Source organism: Ruegeria sp. SCP11, from assembly GCF_040329455.1.
GTDB lineage: Bacteria > Pseudomonadota > Alphaproteobacteria > Rhodobacterales > Rhodobacteraceae > Ruegeria > Ruegeria atlantica_E.
Window position 1 is genome coordinate 213547 of the sequence record NZ_JBDZYG010000002.1, and the last position, 18881, is coordinate 232427.

Here is an 18881-nt window from a genome sequence, read left to right on the forward strand (position 1 = left end):
ACGGTCAATCGATGTTCCTCCCAATACATCGTTCGGCCGAAACACAGACCCGTCGTCAGGCGGGTCTGTTTTGGTTTTCAGGTGAAAACCGAACGACGGTCAAAAGATCTAACTTTGTGGGACGACTGAGGATATTTCGCATAAATTGCCGCAAAAAAATTCCCTTTCGGCAATCGTGCCGCAGTACATCAATGGCAGCTTAAGCGGACGGCACCGTAGCGTGGAGATAGTCTGGTCAACGTCCGCAAGGAGTGATCCTTGCACAGACCCATGGCCGCAAACAGAGCTTCGATGTCGCTCGTGCGCGGCGCAGTATTCGTCGCTTTGGGCTCAGTGTTGCCGTTCTCCGCAGCAAGCATGATTGGCTGGTCCCTGCCCAAAGAAGACATACAACAGCGATGTTTGAGTGTTCTGGGAAGTTTAACACAGCTCCTATTTAGGACACCTTTTTGGCAAATAGGGCGGCTTTCTTTATGACTCTGCGGATCTTCCCAAGGCCACACCATACCGGCATCGCCTGAACCGCATGGAACACAACCCACAAAGAAACTCTGTGACTTCTATCGTATGCCCTCTAAACTCCGGTCTTGCGTGTTTCATTAGTTTGCGCGGAGGGCCCGAACGCAGGTGGGTGGAAAAAAGGCATCAAGAGAGACTGCTGATTCAGCGTCGTCATCCTCGCAAAGCAGGGGGCTCAGCGCGGATGATCAGCAGGCTTGGTTTGAAGCCACCGCGCGGGTTACGCAGGCGATCTCCGAGACCAAGGATGACATCCAGCCAGTATGCGACCTGATTGTAACGCTGGCAAAAGATCTCTGTGATGCCTTTTTAGCCGGTCTGGTACTCGGGCAAGAAGGGGATGCTCGTCAGCAACTGGTTGCCAGCGTTAATCTACACCCGGATATTCAACAACTTTGGCTCGACGGCAAATACACGATGGAGCCAGGCAACTCCATTGTGACTGACACTATTCTAAGTGGCGAGACAAAACGTGTTGTCGATATGGGGGACACCGATTTTCATAAATCGGGGGATGAGCGCTTTAAACTCATTGTCGACACTCATGGGTGCAGGAGCAATCTCTTTGTTCCATTGAAAGTGGGTGGTAGCGCAATCGGATGCCTGATGTTGGCACGGGATGAGGTACGACCTTATTCCGACGATCAGGTGCAGCTAGTTGAAACTTTCGCCGCGCAAGCGGTCATTGCAATTGAAAATGTTCGACAGTTTGGCGAGTTGCAGGTGCGTCTGGCTCGTGAAGGTGCCACGCGTGATGTTCTGGAGACGATCAGTCGGTCTCGGGATGATGAAGCGCCGGTGTTTCAGACGATCTTGGAAAACACCGCACGGCTTTGCGAAACAGATGTAGCAACGTTGAGCCTGCTAAATGAGGCAGGAACTCATTTGGAATACGCGGCACATTTTGGTGATCAGTTGGCGACTTACGAGGTCGGTGTGGATCGCTGGTCTCTGGACTCTAATTTACAAATTGCCGAGTCTGTGCGGGAAGCACGGGTCATTCACAATGTCGATTTGCGCCAGACAGACCACTACATCAACGGGGATCCTTGGCGCCGGCAATTGGTTGATGAGGAAGGTGTTCGTTCGTTTCTGACGGTTCCTTTGATGTCAGCAAATGGTGACCCCGTAGGCGTCATTGGGATTTACCGGCGTGAAGTGCGGCCATTTACTGAAGATGAGATCTCTTTGGTTGAGGGCTTTGCGGCCCAGGCTGTGATTGCAATAGACAACACCCGTCAAATGAAGGAACTGCACACTCAGTTAGAACGCCAAACGGCGACGCAGGAGGTACTGAGTGTCATCAGCAAAAGCCGGGACAACGATGCACGCGTTTTTGAAGCGGTGCTTCAGCAGGCCACGGAAATCTGTGATGCAGATCAGTCCGCACTTCTTTTGGTCAACACTGCTGGAACCCATATTCGATTGGCAGGAGCATGGGGTCACGATAGAACCGACGTCCAATTAGGAGAGGAGTGGCCGCTTGACGGTTCCATCACGGCTGCCGCAGCGATACGAAATTGCAAGGTCGTACGCGTTGCCGATATTGTTGACACCGATTTCTACCGTTCGGGTGATCCCACCGCCATTAAAATGGTCGACGTCGAAGGTATCAGATCGCGGGTTGTAGTCCCGTTGATGCAGGGGGAACAGGCGATAGGTGCTATTGCGGTTAGCCGCCGCGAAGTCCGCCCGTTCTCTGACCCCGACGTACAATTCATTGAAGAGTTCGCCAAACATGCCGTCATTGCCATCGAGAACACGCGCCAGTTTCGCGAAGTTCAGGAACGGCTCGAGCGGGAAAAAGCGTCTCGAGAAATCCTCGAAGTCATCAGCCGCAGCCGCGACGACGAAAGGCCAGTTTTCCAAAGCATTCTCGAAAACTCCAGCCGTCTGTGCAAAGCACCACTCGCCTTCTTGTGTATCGCTGATCACGAACGCGGGATCGCAACGATCCCGGCCAATATTGGTGCGAGAACCGATTTTGACGAAGCGCTCAAAAATTTTATGGAGCCGCTAACACGCACGGAATTAATTGCGATCAAACCAATGATCGATGGCGAGGTCATTCGCCAGGACGATATCGCGGACGATCCCCTTTACTTCAGGGATCGTGACCCAAAACGGGTTCAGATGGTTGAGATTGAAGGAGCCCGCTCGGTTCTGGCAGTTCCGTTGATGAAGGATGACCTGGGTCTCGGTGTAATTGTCCTCTACCGCCGCGAAGTTGCGCCATTCTCAGACGACGACGTGGCGCTGGTCCAAACCTTCGCGGCTCAAGCCGTGATCGCAATGGAAAACGTCCGACAGTTTCGCGAAGTTCAGGATCGCACAGCGGAAGTTACGCAAGCTTTGGAATACCAGACCTCTACATCCGAAGTGCTGCGGGTGATCTCGGCGTCACCAAATGAGTTGGCGCCTGTTCTCGATGCTATCCTCAAAGAAGCGTCGCGTATCTGCGAATTGCAGGATGCCTATGTTGCGATGCTGAACCCCGACGATCAGCTTTTTCATGTTCTTGCAATACTTACGCAGGACACGACCTTTGCGGAATATGTCAAAGCGCATCCTATTTCGCCTGATGAAAGCGGTGTAAGCGGGCGTGCCATACTGTCGAAACGCACCATCTATATCGAAGATGTCGAAACCGAGACGTCTTATACTTGGATGGAAGACAGCGGCGTCGGGGAATATCGATCAGTGCTCGGGGTCCCGTTGGTCAAAAATGGCGAGGTTGTGGGTGTAATTTCGGTCGGGTCAACCGAGGTTTCGGGATTTTCCACCAAGCAGATTCAGTTGTTAGAAACCTTCGCCGACCAAGCGATAATCGCCATTACAAATGCCAACCTGTTCCGGGAAGTGGAGGAACGCACTGCCGAGGTCGTGCAGTCACTAGAATACCAGACTGCCACGTCAGAGGTTTTAGATGTCATCTCACGTTCGCCCAACGATCTTCCACGGGTGCTGGATGCAATTCTGGAAGTTTCCTCACGCATTTGCGATCCAGAATATGCATTCTTCGCAATGCGGGATGCTGACGATGGGTTGTACCGTGTGGCCATGTCCCACAACGTGAGTGATGCGTTTCTCAACTATTTGTCAGACAACCCCATTGCCCCAGAGGAAGGCTCGTGCATCGGCCGCACGGCCCTTCATGGCAAGACTGTTTACATAAAAGATACAAGTAAAGATCCAACTTACACATGGAAGGTGGCGGCGGAGATCGGTGATTACCTTACCACCCTCGGCGTCCCCTTAGTCAGCGAAGGCGTGACCGTTGGTGTTATCGTCATGGCGCACCGGAAGCCCGGGGCGTTTAGCGAAAAACAGGTCAACCTGTTAGAGACATTCGCATCCCAGGCTGTGATCGCTATCAACAACACCCGTTTGTTTAAAGAAGTGCAGGCACGCACCGCAGAAGTTGAAGAAGCGCTCGACTATCAAACAGCCACGTCTGAAGTGCTGGGAGTGATCTCGCGCTCGCCAAATGAACTCGATCCAGTTCTCAAAGCTATTTTGCAGGTGGCGGTTCGCATCTGCAAACCCGAAGCGTCTTACGTCGCACTTTTGAATGAAGACACTGGAATTTATGACATTGCTGCGACCCACAATTCCGCCGCAGCTCACTACGACATCATAACCCGTCAGGTGCATGTTCCAGATAAGGGCACAACCACAGGACGTGCCGCACTGACAGGCAAAACGGTGTACATTGAAGATTTTGAGCACGACCCGGATTATGCTTGGAAAGAAGAAGCACTGGGCGCCGGGTTTCGTTCAGCTTTGGGAGTTCCGCTCGTAAAGGATGGGGTCACGCTCGGCGTGATTTCACTTGCTCATTCAAAAGTTGGGGCGTTCTCAAACAAGCAGATAGCCTTGGTCGAAACGTTTGCCTCGCAAGCGGTAATTGCACTTGGAAATGCGCACCTTTTCGACGAGGTGACAGCGCGAACCGCGGAAATTGAGGAATCGTTGGAGTACCAAAAAGCCACAAGCGAAGTACTCGAAGTTATTTCCCGATCTCCTGATGCGTTGGAGCCTGTACTGGAAGCGTTGCTGGCCGTTTCGTCCCGCATTTGCCGCCTACAGGATGCCTTCGTGGCGCTTAAGACACCCGAAGATGGAAAGTACCATTATTTTGCCGGACACAATGTGTCGGCCAAATTCGCGGATTTTTTAAAGACGCATCCTTTTGAACCCGGAGAAACATCGGCCACAGCGCGTGCGCTTCTGCATGGAAGGGCCGACTACGTTGAGGACACTCAAGCTGACACCAACTATGATCCGCTGCTCAAGTCCAATCTCGAAGGCTACCGATCCGTTCTTTCTGTGCCACTAATCCGTGACGGTGACACAATTGGTGTTATCAGCATGGGGAGCCGAACGGCGGCCGCTTTTGACGAAAAACAAATCAAGCAAATGGAGACCTTCGCGTCCCAGGCGATAATCGCAATTCAGAACTCGCAACTCTTCAACGAAACGCAGACCGCCCTCGCGCGCCAAACCGCAAGCGCGGATGTGTTAAGAGTAATTTCTGAATCTCCAACCGATACCAAACCGGTTTTCGAGAAGATTGTCGCGCTGGCGACGACCCTTATAGATTGCGACCTGTCGATTGCTATTCAGGCGAACAAGACTGAACTTTGGCAAATCGCCGCCGCGACGCCCGATGGCGTCGAAGAAATCACATGGACCGAGCGCCTGCCGATTGATCCCGAAGACAATTTGCCGTCCAAGGCAATCAAGAACGGCAAGACCTTGCATTTGCCCGAATGGCGATACGATGAGCTACCCCCGCGCGATCAAGAGATCATCCGCAGGAAAGGGTTCAAGTCTTCGCTGACAGTGCCTCTGATGCGCGGGACGGAATGTTTCGGTGCCTTGGTATTCATCCGAAAAACGGCCAAAGTTTTCAGCGAAGATGAAGTCGCCATTGCCGAGTCTTTCGCCGATCAGGCCATCATCGCGCTGGAAAATGTTCGCCTGTTTAATGAAACTCAGGCTTCCCTGGCACGTCAGACTGCGAGTGCGGACATTCTACGGGTAATCAGCCAATCTCCTGACGACATCAAGCCAGTCTTCGAGGCAATCGCAGAAGCAGGTGTGCGGTTGGTCTCCTCTGATATAGTTGCAGCTATGACCGCGCAAGATAACACGTTCGAGGTGCTTGCGCGGGTTAGTGCAGAAGGTGTTGCTACCCTTGAAGGCAACCAAAGTTTTCCTATCGACCCGGATCCGATGTCCAGCTTTCCCGCGCAGGTTCTGCATGAGAAGAAGATGCTCCATCTACCGGATTGGGATACGCTCGAACTCTCACCGTTCGAACAGATTACGTATGACCGGCATGGAGTGCGCGCAGCTCTGTTGCTGCCACTTATGAAAGGCAAGGCGTGTCTGGGTGTGTTGGTGTTCGCTCGGAAAACAGCCGGCGCGTTCACCAAAGATGAAATAGACCTCGCCTACTCATTTGCAGATCAGGCGGTGATTGCCATCGAAAACGTGCGTCTGTTCCGTGAGGCCGAAGAGGCGCGAAAGGTTGCTGAAGAAGCAAACGAAGCAAAAAGCGCCTTCCTGGCGACGATGTCCCACGAAATTCGAACGCCAATGAACGCCGTAATCGGAATGAGCGGGCTGTTGATGGACACAGAGTTGGACGCAGAACAAAGTGACTATGCCAATACGATCCGCGATAGCGGCGATGCGCTGTTGGGCATCATCAACGAGATCCTCGACTTCTCGAAAATTGAAGCCGGGCAGATGGATATCGAAAACCATCCCTTCGACCTGCGCGAATGCATAGAAAGCGCGCTCGATTTAGTCAGCGGTAAAGCTGCCGAGAAACAGCTCGATTTGGCTTATGAGTTCGATGACACACTGCCCCTGGCGATTAGCGCAGATCTGACCAGATTGCGGCAAATTCTGCTGAATCTCCTTTCTAACGCAGTGAAGTTTACCGAAAGCGGCGAAGTGGTTCTGTCTGTTGAACAATCCGCAGAGGTCCAGGGATCGCTCGAACTGACGTTCAAAGTCCGAGATACTGGAATCGGCCTGTCCCAAAAGGGCATGAGCCGATTATTTCAATCTTTCAGTCAGGCAGATAGTTCCACGACCAGAAAATATGGTGGCACTGGTCTGGGTCTTGCGATCTCGAAACGCCTCGCCGAACTTATGGGTGGGACCATGTGGGCTGAAAGCGATGGCGAGGGGAGCGGTTCCACCTTTGTTTTCAAAATCCAGGCAAAACCTGCAAAGCCAGTAAAGTCTTCTTCCCGCAATCTTGTCGGCGTTCAGCCTGAACTCGAAGGTAAGCGAATTTTGATGGTGGACGACAATGCCACCAATCGTAAAATCCTTGCTCTTCAAACTGAGAAATGGGGCACGCAGACCACGACGCGTGAATCTCCGTCAGAGGCGCTGAGCATACTTGAACAAGGCGTCGAGTTCGATTTGGCCATTCTCGACATGCATATGCCCGAAATGGATGGAGCAGAGCTCGCCAAAAAGGTTCGCGACAAGAAGCCGGGTTTGCCACTAATCCTTTTCAGTTCACTTGGCCCGCGCGAAGTAGATCTGGAGGAAGGGCTCTTTGCTGCCAACCTTGCCAAACCTTTGCGCCAATCCCACCTGTTCGATACCTTGGTTACATTGTTCGCGACTGAAAAAGTACGAGTAAAGCCGTCCAAACTACAGGACAAACCCCAATCAGATCCGGATATGGCAACGCGACATCCACTGCGAGTTTTGCTGGCCGAGGACAATTTGGTGAACCAGAAACTTGCACTCCGACTGCTTGAGCAGATGGGATATCGCGCGGATTTGGCCAGCAATGGTGCTGAGGCGGTCGAAAGCGTAAACCGGCAAACCTACGATGTCGTTTTTATGGATGTGCAAATGCCCGAGATGGATGGTCTTGAAGCATCTCGCCGTATCAACAAAGCGCATTCGGATGGAAGTCGCCCTCGTATAATCGCGATGACCGCGAACGCCATGCAGGGGGACCGTGAGATGTGCCTGGATGCAGGGATGGACGATTATATCACCAAACCAATCCGCTTACCTGTCCTTATCGAAGCCCTGTTAAATTCCCCAAGAATAAGAAGGTGATCCATGACAGACAGCCCAATTGATCATGAAATCTTCATGGAACTAAAAGACGCCACAGGCGAAGACTTTGCAGCCGAACTTGTAAACACCTTTCTCGACGAAGCGCCAAGTATGATTGGCGAATTGAAAACGGCGGCGGGCGAGGCCGATGTAGACCGATACCGCCGTGCTGCACATTCTATCAAGTCGAATGCCAACACATTTGGTGCGACAGCTCTTGCCGAACTGGCCAGGAAAGTCGAGCTGGGAGAACTGCCCGAGGCCGGAGACCTAACAGATGCGACAGCGTTGGAGACAGCCCTAACCACTGCCGCCGCCGCTTTGCGGAGCCTGATTGATGTCTGACGCCCCCGGCCATTTGCTCATCGTCGATGACAACAAGGTGAACCGCTTGCTTTTGTCGCGCAGCGTAGAGCTCTTGGGTCATCAAGCATCGGTCGCGGAAAACGGCCGGGTTGCGATGGAGATGTTGTCTAACCAGCCGTTTGACTTGCTGCTACTGGATATTGAAATGCCAGAAATGGACGGCTTCCAAGTTCTGGAGGCCGTCAAATCGGACATTGATCTGCGCGATCTGCCGGTAATAGTGACGTCATCTGTTGAAGGTCTCGACAACGTCGTGCGCTGCATTGAATTGGGTGCCGAAGACTACCTGCCAAAGCCTGTCAATAAGACACTACTTAGTGCGCGTGTCTCCAGCTGCCTTGAAAAGAAAAGGCTCAGGGACGAGCAGAAGCGCCTGCTAGAGCGCTTTGCAACTACTGAGGTTGCACAAGACTTACAAGAGTCCGGCTTTGCCATAGGCGGCAAGCGCGCCAATGCTTCCGTCTTGTTCTGCGACATTCGCGGCTTCACGACCTTGTCTGAAAATCTCGCTCCCGAGGAAACAATTGATCTGCTCAACACTTTTTACACGTTGATGTTCGAGGCTGTTACTAGCAATGGCGGAATTGTCAGCCTGATGCTGGGAGACGGTTTGATGGCTCTTTTCGGAGTTCCGCAGCCGCTGTCCAACTCCGCGCAAAGTGCGGTGGCGGCAGGGCATGAAATGCACAACATGATTGAGATATTAAATCTCGAAAGGCGCTCAGAAGGGAAAAGTGACCTAAAAATCGGCATCGGAATAGCGACTGGCGAAGTCGTCGCCGGCTATGCCGGTACGGACAATCGAGCGACGTATACTTGCATAGGATCGACCGTAAACCTTGCTGCTCGCCTCGAGGCAGAAACGCAGAAAACCGGAAGCCGTATTTTGATTGATCAAGAAACCTTCGATCTGTTGGAAGGGGCAAATGTGTTGGAGACATTTGGTAGAACAATGATCAAGGGTTTCTCCGATCCGTTCGATATCCATGCGCTATGACCATTCATGCAACCTGGCAAGCGAAACTACATCGGGTGTAGTTGCGCTTGTGGCTTTGCTTTTAGCCCGATGATTTTCATATGTGGCTCAGTGATTGGAGACTAGATATTGTCGGACTTTGCAAAGTCCGCTTTCTGCGCAATGTGGATATTCAAAAACTTCCTTTTAGGACGGGAGCGGTCAAATCGATCGGCCAGATTGTTTGAGCATCTGTTCACTAATATTCTAGCCAAGTCCCAATTCTGGCCTTGTTCAGGCCTGTGATTTGGCCGCAGAAATTTCGATCAACCGAAGCCGGGCACTTGAAAAAAATCATTTCCTCTATTGACCGCAAAATCGGTATGAAATACACCCGCTCGAGCTGAGCGGGCGTCGTATACTGGCTATTACCTCAGCCTTCCAAGCTGATGAAGCGGGTTCGATTCCCGCCGCCCGCTCCAAAAATTCATCTCCGACACATTGCCTGCAAAGTAGTTTTCTGTATCGGGGTAAAGCATTAAAAATAAAAGAAAATTAGTATTTTAGACGTTTGCCTTCCAAGCTGATGAAGCGGGTTCGATTCCCGCCGCCCGCTCCAAGTCAGCCCCGAAATTCTGCGTCAAAAGGCCCTGTCTAGGTGGCAATTTGTGCAGCACAGCTTGACCATGCCGTTCACTGTCGCCAAGAAGCGGTCATCCGAATACGAACATGAACTAAGGGCCAAGCATGGCAAGAACCGCCTCAGCCAGTCCAGCACCAGGTGCTAGCGAAGAACGCGCCAAGTCCAAGAAAATTGGAGTTCTGAAGTCGCTGTGGCCCTTTATGCGCCCCTATCGGACGCTGATGGCGGGCGCGACAGTGGCGTTGGTGCTGACCGCCAGTATGACCCTTGCGCTACCGTTGGCAGTGCGCCGTGTGGTCGATAATTTCCGCATCGAAGACGGTGACCTGCTGGAGTGGTACTTTCTGGCCGCCCTCGGTATCGCCGCAGTTCTAGCCGTAGGGACGGGTCTACGCTACGCGCTGGTGACCCGGCTAGGTGAGCGCGTCGTGGCCGATATCCGAAAGGCCGTGTTTGACCGTGTCATCGGCATGAGCCCCGAGTTCTACGAACGCATCATGACCGGAGAGGTGCTGAGCCGGATTACTACCGACACAACGTTGATTCAGTCGGTACTGGGCTCGTCGGTCTCCATCGCGTTGCGAAATATGCTTTTGTTTATTGGTGGTTTGGCGCTGATGCTTCTGACTTCGGCCAAGCTGACCGGCATGGTGTTGTTGCTGATCCCATTGGTGGTGGTGCCAATTCTGGTGCTTGGACGCCGGCTGCGGGTGATCAGCCGCGAAAATCAGGACTGGATCGCGGCCTCTTCTGGAAACGCGGGTGAGGCGCTGGGCGCGGTTCAAACAGTTCAGGCCTTTACCCATGAACAGGCCAGCCGCAAGCAGTTCGGCGACATGACAGAGACTTCTTACGCGGTTTCGCTACGCCGTATTCGGACCCGAGCGGTGCTGACGGTAATTGTGATTTTCCTTGTTTTCACGGGCATTGTCGGCGTGCTGTGGATGGGGGCAAACGATGTCCGCAACGGCGTGATGACCGAGGGTGTGCTGATCCAGTTCGTGATCTACTCGATCATCATGGCGGGATCGGTTGCGGCCTTGTCGGAAATCTGGAGCGAATTGCAGCGTGCTGCTGGTGCGACCGAACGTCTGGTCGAACTGTTGAACGCCCAGGACACGGTGACCGATCCGGCCAGATCAAAGGCACTGCCATCTCCGGTGCGCGGTGACATCCGCTTTGACGACGTAACATTCCGTTATCCTTCGCGCCCCGATGCCGTGGCGTTGGAGCATTTGACTTTAAAGGTGAACCCCGGTGAGACCGTGGCTTTTGTTGGCCCGTCGGGTGCGGGTAAAACAACCGTCATCCAGATGATCCAGCGGTTCTATGATCCGGCTTCGGGGCAGGTCAGCCTCGACGGCGTTGACCTGCGTGACATCGACCGGGCCGAGTTCCGCCGCCACATGGCGCTGGTGCCGCAGGACCCGGTGATCTTTGCTGCCTCGGCACGCGAAAACATTCGATTTGGTCGCCTTGATGCAACGGACGCCGAAGTTGAGGCCGCGGCCCAAGCCGCCGCCGCGCATGAGTTCATTTCGGCGCTGCCCGAAGGCTATGACAGCTTTGTAGGTGAGCGCGGCGTGATGCTGTCCGGCGGGCAGAAACAACGCATCGCCATTGCACGCGCCATCCTGCGGGATGCGCCGGTTCTGCTGCTGGACGAGGCGACCTCGGCGCTGGACGCGGAAAGCGAACGCGCGGTTCAGGGGGCCGTCGATCAAATGCGCGCGGGTCGCACCACTCTAATCGTGGCGCACCGATTGGCGACCGTGAAAAAAGCTGATCGGATTGTGGTGATGGAGGCCGGGCGCATCGTGGCGCAGGGTACCCATGACGATCTGGTGGCGCAGGACGGGCTTTATGCTCGGTTGGCACGCCTTCAGTTCACCGACGGTATAGCCGCAGAGTGACGTGACGCAGGGACAAGCCTCTTCGCTCCGCAGCGTAATTCTACCCCTTTGCCGCCTTCACAGCTAAGGCCTTTCTTGAACCTGCGCGGTTTTGCTTCCATCTTGGCGGTGGAGATAAAACCTGTGCCGGACACGGGAGAGATAAGGGAGGAACCACATGGCCTTTGTGGGTTTGGAAGACAAGGCAAGGATGGAGCAGGAAATGCCGTGGGAGGATCGGGACGTTCCGGTCACCTTCCACCATCTGCTATCACGCACGGCAGAAAAATTCCCGAACAACAATGCGATAAGCTTTCAGCTTTTGTCCGGCCCCACCGACAAGGCCGAAACGCTGACATGGTCCGAACTGCTGGGAAAGGTCAATCAGGCCGCAAATCTGTTCCGCTCACTCGGTATCGGTGAAAAGGATGTCGTGGCCTATGTGCTGCCCAACAGCAACGAGACGTTGATCACTATGATGGGAGGCGCAGTTGCCGGGATCGTGAACCCGATCAACCCGCTGCTGGAGCCCGAACAGATCGCCGCAATCCTGCGTGAGACCGGGGCCAAGGTGGTGGTGACGCTGAAATCCTTCCCCAAGGCCGATGTGGCGCAAAAGGTGGAAGAGGCGGTGCGTCATGCGCCCAAGGTCAAAACTATCCTTGAGATTGACCTCAACCGCTATCTGACGCCGCCCAAATCATGGCTGGTGCCGTTCCTGCGCCCCAAGATGGGCGACAAGGAGCACTTGGCTCATGCTGATTACAAGAACTTCAACAAAGAGCTGGCCAAACAGCCAACCACACTGAATTTCGAGGACAGTAAGGAAGATCGCGTTGCCTGCTATTTTCATACTGGCGGAACGACCGGCATGCCCAAAGTGGCGCAGCATAAATATTCAGGGCTGATTTACAATGGTTGGCTAGGCAACACGCTGCTGTTCTCTGACGAAGACGTTATCATGTGCCCGCTGCCCATGTTCCACGTCTTTGCCGTGCATGTGATTGTGATGGCTGCGGTGTCCTCGGGTGCACATGTGATTTTCCCAACCCCTGCAGGATATCGGGGCGATGGCGTGTTCGACAATTTCTGGAAGCTGATCGAACGTTGGAAGGTGACCTTTATCATCACCGTGCCGACCGCCATCGCCGCCAAGATGCAACGCCCGGTGGATGCGGATATCTCGACCGTGAAAACTGCCTTCTCGGGTTCGGCCCCACTGCCCGTCGAATTGTTCCGCCGGTTCGAGGAAGCAACTGGTGTGACCATCGTCGAAGGCTATGGTCTGACCGAAGCGACCTGCTTGGTCTCCTGCAATCCGGTGGATGGTGAGAAGAAGATCGGTTCGATCGGTATTCCGTTCCCGTACACGGACGTGAAAATCCTACAGGACGGTCCGGACGGGCCGAAAGAATGTGGTGCGGATGAGATCGGTGAAATCTGCATCTCGAACCCCGGTGTCTACGCTGGCAACACCTATACTGAAACCGATAAGAACGTGGATCTATATCACTTCGACAAGTATCTGCGCACAGGCGATCTGGGCCGCTTCGACGAGGATGGCTATCTGTGGATTACCGGACGCGCCAAGGACCTGATTATTCGCGGCGGTCACAACATCGACCCGGCCGAGATCGAAGAGGTTCTACTGGGACATGACGCAGTCGCCTTTGCCGGTGCCATCGGTCAGCCCGACGCCTATTCGGGCGAGGTTCCCTGCGCCTTTGTCGAACTGGTCGACGGTGCCAGCGTGACCGAGAAGGAATTGATGGAGTATTGCGGTGTGCATGTCCACGAACGCGCGGCGCAACCCAAGCATATGACCATTTTGGACGAACTGCCGAAAACAGCGGTGGGCAAGGTTTTCAAACCCGAGTTACGTAAACAGGCGATCACGCGCATCTACAACGGCGCGCTGGAAGAGGCTGGCATTGACGCGCGCGTCGCGTCCGTGATCGACGACAAAAAGCGCGGGCTTGTCGCGCAGCTTGACGCGAACGGCTCATCCGAGGACGATGTCAGTAAAGTGCTGGGATCGTTCACCCGGCCATGGGAATGGGCTGCCTGACTGCGGAGGGACAATGGATTATGAACGTCTGATTGATGAAGAAACATGGGCGTTCATAAGGCGAACGGCTGAAAGCTACCCTGATGATGCGGTCGACCTCTCGGTAGAGGATCAGCGCCGTGTCTACAACAAGATGTGTCAGGACTTTCGCCAACCCCGTCCCTCTGGTTTGGATGTACAGGACAGGTCCGCCGATGGCGTGCCTGTCCGCATCTACACGGCTGGAGACCCAACACGAACCGTCGTCTATTTCCATGGCGGCGGTTTCGTCGTCGGGGGACTGGACAGCCACGATGACGTGTGTGCCGAGATTTGCGCGCAGACCGGGTATCGGGTTGTTGCAGTGGATTATCGCCTGTGCCCCGAACACATCCACCCAGCGCAGTTTCAGGACAGTTGGGCCGCCACGAACTGGGTGGCAGAGGAATTTGGTGATCCTCTGGTGCTGGCTGGCGACAGCGCGGGTGGCAATCTTGCGGCTGCCGTTGCACAGCATGGTCGCGGGAAGTTGGTGAACGTGCTGGGGCAGGTTCTAATTTATCCTGGCCTTGGCGGCGATCCCACAGCAGGGTCGTATATTGAACACGCCCAAGCACCGCTTTTGACGTTGGATGAAATCCATTTCTACGAAAAAGTGCGCTGTGGTGGCTCCGTTCCGAAGAATGATCCGACATTTGCGCCTTTACAGGATGGTGATTTCTCGGGCCTGCCGCCCACCGTGGTGGTGACCGCCGACTGCGACCCACTGCGCGACGATGGTGCGGCTTATTGTGACAAGATCACTGCCGCAGGAGGCCGGGCGCACTGGATCAATGAACCGGGGCTCGTGCACGGCTATCTGCGGGCGCGTACATCGGTGAAACGCGCCGCAGACAGTTTTGAGCGAATCTCAATTGCCGTTGAGGCATTGGGGCAGGGAATTTGGTCCTACGACTGATTAAATCAGGAACGGTTTGGCCTTCATCGTCTCTGCAATCGGCGCACCCATGCGATCCAGGATCGTGGGTGCCAATTGTAGCTGGTCAATCACTGCATCGGCCTCGGGCCCTTTGGCGTCGCCGAAGTAATACAAGGCCGTTTCCTGCTGCAACGGTCCGCGCCCGCCATGGTGGCCGCGCTCATCCTGACCGTGGTCGGCGGTGACAATGACCTCATAGCCCAACTGCCGCCAGCGGGGGATGAAGGGGGCCAGCATTTCGTCTGCGACGAAACAGGCGTGGTCCATTTCCTCGCAATCGTGGAAGAAACGATGGCCCATGCTGTCCAGTGTGCAGGTGTGTAGGATGCCATAGTCCAACCCAAACCGCAGGCACAGGTTGGTCAGAGTCCCAAAAAGATCAACATCGGAAGGCGTCATTTGATTGGCCTTGCCATAACCGGTCATGCTGTGGAAACGGCCGTGGTTGATCGTCTTGCTCTCTGGTTCGTCATATTCGATGTCACGGACGTAATCGAAGGGGTGACGGTTGAAGAATTGCGACCAATAGCTGTGAGTAACGGCACCGGTGACGCCTTCTGCCTCACGTACTTGGCTGAACACGTCTTTATGGCTCAATCTGAAGACATTGCCGTTACCGGTGCAACCATGTTCCTGCGGTGTGACGCCGGTGTGGATCGAGGCATAACAGCTTGCCGAGGTCGATGGCAGCACCGCGCGCAGTTTCCAGACCTGCGCCTCGCCGCTGTCGACCCAGCCTTCAAGGTTGCCGAACAGGCGGCGGAAGTTACGCCATGGAACACCGTCCAGAATGATGAGGAGGAGTTTGCGGTCCATTCCCTGACCCTTTCTTTAATTCCTGCTGGCGACCGTAGGGGATTTACTGCGATGGGGTCGCCTGTTCGCGCCCCCAATAGCAAAATCCCGACACCTGTCATCAGACAAATGCCGGGATTTTCCTTTTCAAAGGACTGTCTCAGGCGCGATCAGTTCCCCGCGCTTTCCATTTTGCGATGGGCGACAACCTCTTCCAACCATCCCAGATGCATCTCAGGCACTGAGCTGAGCAGAAGGTCGGTATAGTCGTCAAACGGTGGGCTCAGTACCTGTGATTTCGGGCCGTAGCGCACGACCCGACCCTGATACATTACCGCAATGCTGTCGCTGATCGCGCGGACCGTTGCCAGATCGTGAGTGATGAACAGATAGGCCACATCCTCGATCTTCTGCAGATCGAGCAGCAGTTTCAGGATGCCATCCGCCACCAGAGGATCAAGAGCCGACGTGACCTCATCGCAGATAATCATCTTGGGCTTTGCCGCCAGAGAGCGCGCGATACAGACACGCTGTTTCTGACCACCTGAGAGTTCGGCCGGATAGCGGTCGATGAACTTCTCGCCCAGTTCGATCTCATCCAGCAGTTCGACGATCCGCTTGCGTTTCTCGGCGCCGCGCATATTGAAGTAGAACTCCAGCGGGCGCCCGATGATCGTGCCGACGGTCTGACGCGGGTTCATTGCCACGTCGGCCATCTGGTAGATCATCTGCAATTCGCGCAGGTCTTCTCGGGTGCGGCCCTTGAGGTCTGGCGAAAGCTTTCGACCAGCAAAGGTGATCTCACCGTCACGCGGAGGCAGCAGACCGGTGATTACCCGCGCCAGCGTGGATTTACCCGAGCCGGACTCACCCACAACCGCCAGCGTCTGCCCCGGATGAAGCTCGACATTGACGTTGTGCAACACGTCGAAATTCAGCCCTTTGTAGCGCGCGGTGATGCCGTCTACGCTCAGCACCGGTTCAGGTGTGGGCTGTTTCTCTTCATGTTCGATCGAGCGGACCGAGACCAGAGCCTTGGTATACTCTTCCTGTGGGTTGTTGATGATCTGGTCGGTGTGGCCGTACTCGACCGTGTTGCCCATGCGCAGAACCATGATGTCGTCGCTCACCTGCGCAACAACCGCAAGGTCGTGCGTGATGTAGAGCGCGGCAACGCCGGTGTCAGCGATGGCTTCTTTGATCGCCATCAGAACATCAATCTGCGTGGTCACATCAAGTGCCGTGGTCGGCTCGTCGAACACAACCAGATCAGGTTCGGGGCACAGCGCCAGCGCGGTCATGCAGCGTTGCAACTGACCACCCGAAACCTGGTGCGGGTAACGGTCGCCGATATTATCCGGGTCGGGCAGACCTAGTTTGGCGAACAGCTCCCGCGCGCGGCCCTCGGCTTCTTTGCGGCTGAACTTTTTCTGTTCGACCGCGGCCTCGACCACCTGATCCATGATCTTCTTGGCAGGGTTGAAGGACGCCGCAGCGGATTGCGAGACATAGGTGACTTCCCCCCCGCGCAGCTTGCGAATATCGCCCTGTGAGGTCTTCAGGATATCGCGTCCGTTAACCCAAACCTCGCCGCCGGTGATCTTCACGCCACCCCGGCCATAGGCCATCGAGGCTAGACCAATGGTGGACTTACCAGCACCGGATTCACCGATCAGGCCCAGCACTTTGCCACGCTCGAGGTCAAAGCTGACCCCGTGCACGATTTCGATGTCATGGGGTTTTTCTCCCGGCGGATAGACGGTCGCGCCGATTTTGAGGTCGCGGACCTTGAGAAGGGTATCACTCATCCCCGACCTCCTTTCAGCGATGTGGTGCGGTTCAGGACCCAGTCAGCCACAAGGTTGACCGATATTGCCAGCGTCGCGATAGCGACGGCGGGGTACAGTGCCGCGCCGATACCGTAAACGATGCCGTCCTTGTTCTCCTTCACGATGCCGCCCCAGTCCGCCAGTGGCGGCTGCACACCCAGACCCAGGAAGGACAGGGTCGAGATGAAAAGGACCATGAAGATGAACCGCAGACCGAACTCGGCCACCAGTGGAGACAGAGCATTCGGCAGGATTTCCCGGAAGATGATCCAAACCCGCCCCTCGCCGCGCAACTTGGCGGCCTCGACGTAGTCCATTACGTTGATGTCGACGGCGACAGAACGCGAAAGGCGATACGGGCGTGTGGCATCAAGCAGACCCATCACTAGTATCAGGATCGGGATGGTCACCGGAACAATCGCCAGAATGACCAGCGCCAAAATCAGGGTCGGGATCGACATGATCAGGTCAACCGCTCGGCTAAGCACCTGATCAGCCCATCCGCCCAGAACTGCTGCCAGCAGACCCAAGGACGTGCCGGTGACAAAACTGAGAATCGTGGCCGCCGCCGCAATGAAGATGGTCGTGCGCCCGCCATAGATCATACGGGTCAGCAGGTCGCGTCCGATGTTGTCGGTGCCCAGCAGGTGTTCAGCGCTCGAAGGTTCCCAAACGTCGCCAACGACCTCGGCCATACCGTAGGGCGCAATCAAAGGGGCAGTGAAAGCCACGATGAAGTAGAGGCCAGTAAAAAACAGACCGATCAATGCCGAAATAGGGATATTCTTGATCATTTCGGATGCCTCAGTCTTGGATTGGCGAGGATCGACACGATATCGGCAACCATGTTCAGGCCTATATAGACGGCGGCGAACACGACACCGCAGGCCAGAACAACCGGTACGTCACGCTTGGTCACCGAGTCCACCAAGTATTGACCCATTCCGGGATAGACGAACACCACCTCGACGACGACCACGCCGACCACCAGATAGGCCAAGTTCAGCATAACGACGTTGACGATGGGTGAAATCGCGTTGGGAAAGGCGTGCCGCGCGATAACCTGAAAGGTGGTCAGCCCTTTCAATTCAGCCGTCTCGATATAGGCCGATTGCATCAGGTTCAAAATCGCCGCGCGCGTCATTCGCATCATCTGCGCCAACACCACCAGTGTCAGCACGAAAGCGGGCAGAGCGATCGCGTAAAGCTTTTGACCGAAGGACATGGAGTCATTGATCATCGCCAGCGAAGAAAACCACCCCAATTTTACCGAGATGAAATAGACCACCACATAGCCGATCAGAAATTCCGGGATCGACACTGTCGTAAGCGTGACGGCAGAGATCAGTTTATCCGGCCAGCGGTTGCGGAACCGGACGGCCAGAAGGCCCAGAAAAATAGCAAGCGGAACTGACACGATCGCCGCGGCGCAGGCGAGGAACAGAGTGTTGCCCAAGCGTTTGCCGATACTGTCTGCGATGTCGAGCTTGTTTGTCAGGGATTGACCAAGATCGCCCTGCACAATGCCACCCAGCCATTCGAAATAGCGGGTCAGGGCGGGGCGGTTGAGGCCCATTTCCTCGCGCAGGTTGGCAAGGGATTCGGGGGTTGCGGCTTGGCCAAGGACCGCTTGCGCAGCGTCCCCCGGCAGGGCTTCAGTGAGGCCGAAAATCAGAGCCGATGCACCGAAGAGAAGCAGGACTCCCAGCGCAAGGCGCTGGGAAACCAGTTTGATGATGGGATGCATTAACC

Annotated in this window: 10 protein-coding genes and 1 tRNA gene; 7 read left to right on the forward strand and 4 right to left on the reverse strand. The window is 55.1% G+C overall.

What is annotated here, in order from left to right:
• Positions 1-627 precede the first annotated feature (627 nt).
• From ABLN94_RS04125 to ABLN94_RS04155, 7 genes are all read left to right on the forward strand, one after another.
• Positions 628-7623: a GAF domain-containing protein gene (locus ABLN94_RS04125; protein WP_352989495.1), complete on the forward strand. Its 6996-nt coding sequence runs from the start codon at positions 628-630 to the stop codon at positions 7621-7623.
• 3 nt (positions 7624-7626) lie between these two features.
• Complete coding sequence (locus ABLN94_RS04130; protein ID WP_170519322.1) at positions 7627-7968, forward strand: Hpt domain-containing protein; 342 nt, start codon at positions 7627-7629, stop codon at positions 7966-7968.
• Positions 7961-8986, forward strand: a complete 1026-nt coding sequence (locus tag ABLN94_RS04135; protein WP_170566137.1) for an adenylate/guanylate cyclase domain-containing protein — start codon at positions 7961-7963, stop codon at positions 8984-8986. Before ABLN94_RS04130 ends, ABLN94_RS04135 begins: the two co-directional genes overlap by 8 nt.
• 365 nt (positions 8987-9351) lie before the next feature.
• A tRNA-Gly gene (locus tag ABLN94_RS04140) sits at positions 9352-9426 on the forward strand.
• A gap of 265 nt (positions 9427-9691) precedes the next feature.
• Positions 9692-11500, forward strand: coding sequence for an ABC transporter transmembrane domain-containing protein (locus ABLN94_RS04145; RefSeq protein ID WP_352989499.1), 1809 nt, complete (start codon positions 9692-9694; stop codon positions 11498-11500).
• A 157-nt stretch (positions 11501-11657) separates the two neighbouring features.
• Complete coding sequence (locus ABLN94_RS04150) at positions 11658-13547, forward strand: acyl-CoA synthetase (protein ID WP_352989502.1); 1890 nt, start codon at positions 11658-11660, stop codon at positions 13545-13547.
• A gap of 13 nt (positions 13548-13560) precedes the next feature.
• Entirely contained in the window at positions 13561-14484 is a 924-nt protein-coding gene (locus ABLN94_RS04155) for an alpha/beta hydrolase (protein ID WP_352989504.1), read from the forward strand.
• Here ABLN94_RS04155 and ABLN94_RS04160 read toward each other — a convergent pair whose 3' ends face one another.
• The 4 genes from ABLN94_RS04160 to ABLN94_RS04175 all read right to left on the reverse strand — a co-directional run bounded on the left by ABLN94_RS04160 (position 14485) and on the right by ABLN94_RS04175 (position 18876).
• Positions 14485-15321 (reverse strand): alkaline phosphatase family protein, encoded by an 837-nt coding sequence (locus tag ABLN94_RS04160; protein ID WP_352989507.1) that lies wholly within the window; start codon positions 15319-15321, stop codon positions 14485-14487.
• A gap of 149 nt (positions 15322-15470) precedes the next feature.
• Positions 15471-17108, reverse strand: a complete 1638-nt coding sequence (locus tag ABLN94_RS04165; protein WP_352989510.1) for an ABC transporter ATP-binding protein — start codon at positions 17106-17108, stop codon at positions 15471-15473.
• Complete coding sequence (locus ABLN94_RS04170) at positions 17105-17920, reverse strand: ABC transporter permease (RefSeq protein ID WP_170490371.1); 816 nt, start codon at positions 17918-17920, stop codon at positions 17105-17107. Before ABLN94_RS04170 ends, ABLN94_RS04165 begins: the two co-directional genes overlap by 4 nt.
• A complete protein-coding gene (locus ABLN94_RS04175; RefSeq protein WP_170490147.1) occupies positions 17920-18876 on the reverse strand; it encodes an ABC transporter permease in 957 nt (318 codons plus the stop codon). The genes ABLN94_RS04170 and ABLN94_RS04175 overlap by 1 nt, the downstream gene beginning before the upstream one ends.
• Between the last annotated feature and the right edge of the window lie 5 nt (positions 18877-18881).

Excerpts from the sequence above, each read along its gene's own strand:
- ABLN94_RS04155 (WP_352989504.1), top strand. The coding sequence starts at position 13,561 with ATGGATTATGAACGTCTGATTGATGAAGAAACATGGGCGTTCATAAGG.
- ABLN94_RS04160 (WP_352989507.1), bottom strand. The coding sequence starts at position 15,321 with ATGGACCGCAAACTCCTCCTCATCATTCTGGACGGTGTTCCATGGCGT.
- ABLN94_RS04175 (WP_170490147.1), bottom strand. The coding sequence starts at position 18,876 with ATGCATCCCATCATCAAACTGGTTTCCCAGCGCCTTGCGCTGGGAGTC.
- ABLN94_RS04135 (WP_170566137.1), top strand. The coding sequence starts at position 7,961 with ATGTCTGACGCCCCCGGCCATTTGCTCATCGTCGATGACAACAAGGTG.
- ABLN94_RS04165 (WP_352989510.1), bottom strand. The coding sequence starts at position 17,108 with ATGAGTGATACCCTTCTCAAGGTCCGCGACCTCAAAATCGGCGCGACC.
- ABLN94_RS04130 (WP_170519322.1), top strand. The coding sequence starts at position 7,627 with ATGACAGACAGCCCAATTGATCATGAAATCTTCATGGAACTAAAAGAC.
- ABLN94_RS04145 (WP_352989499.1), top strand. The coding sequence starts at position 9,692 with ATGGCAAGAACCGCCTCAGCCAGTCCAGCACCAGGTGCTAGCGAAGAA.
- ABLN94_RS04150 (WP_352989502.1), top strand. The coding sequence starts at position 11,658 with ATGGCCTTTGTGGGTTTGGAAGACAAGGCAAGGATGGAGCAGGAAATG.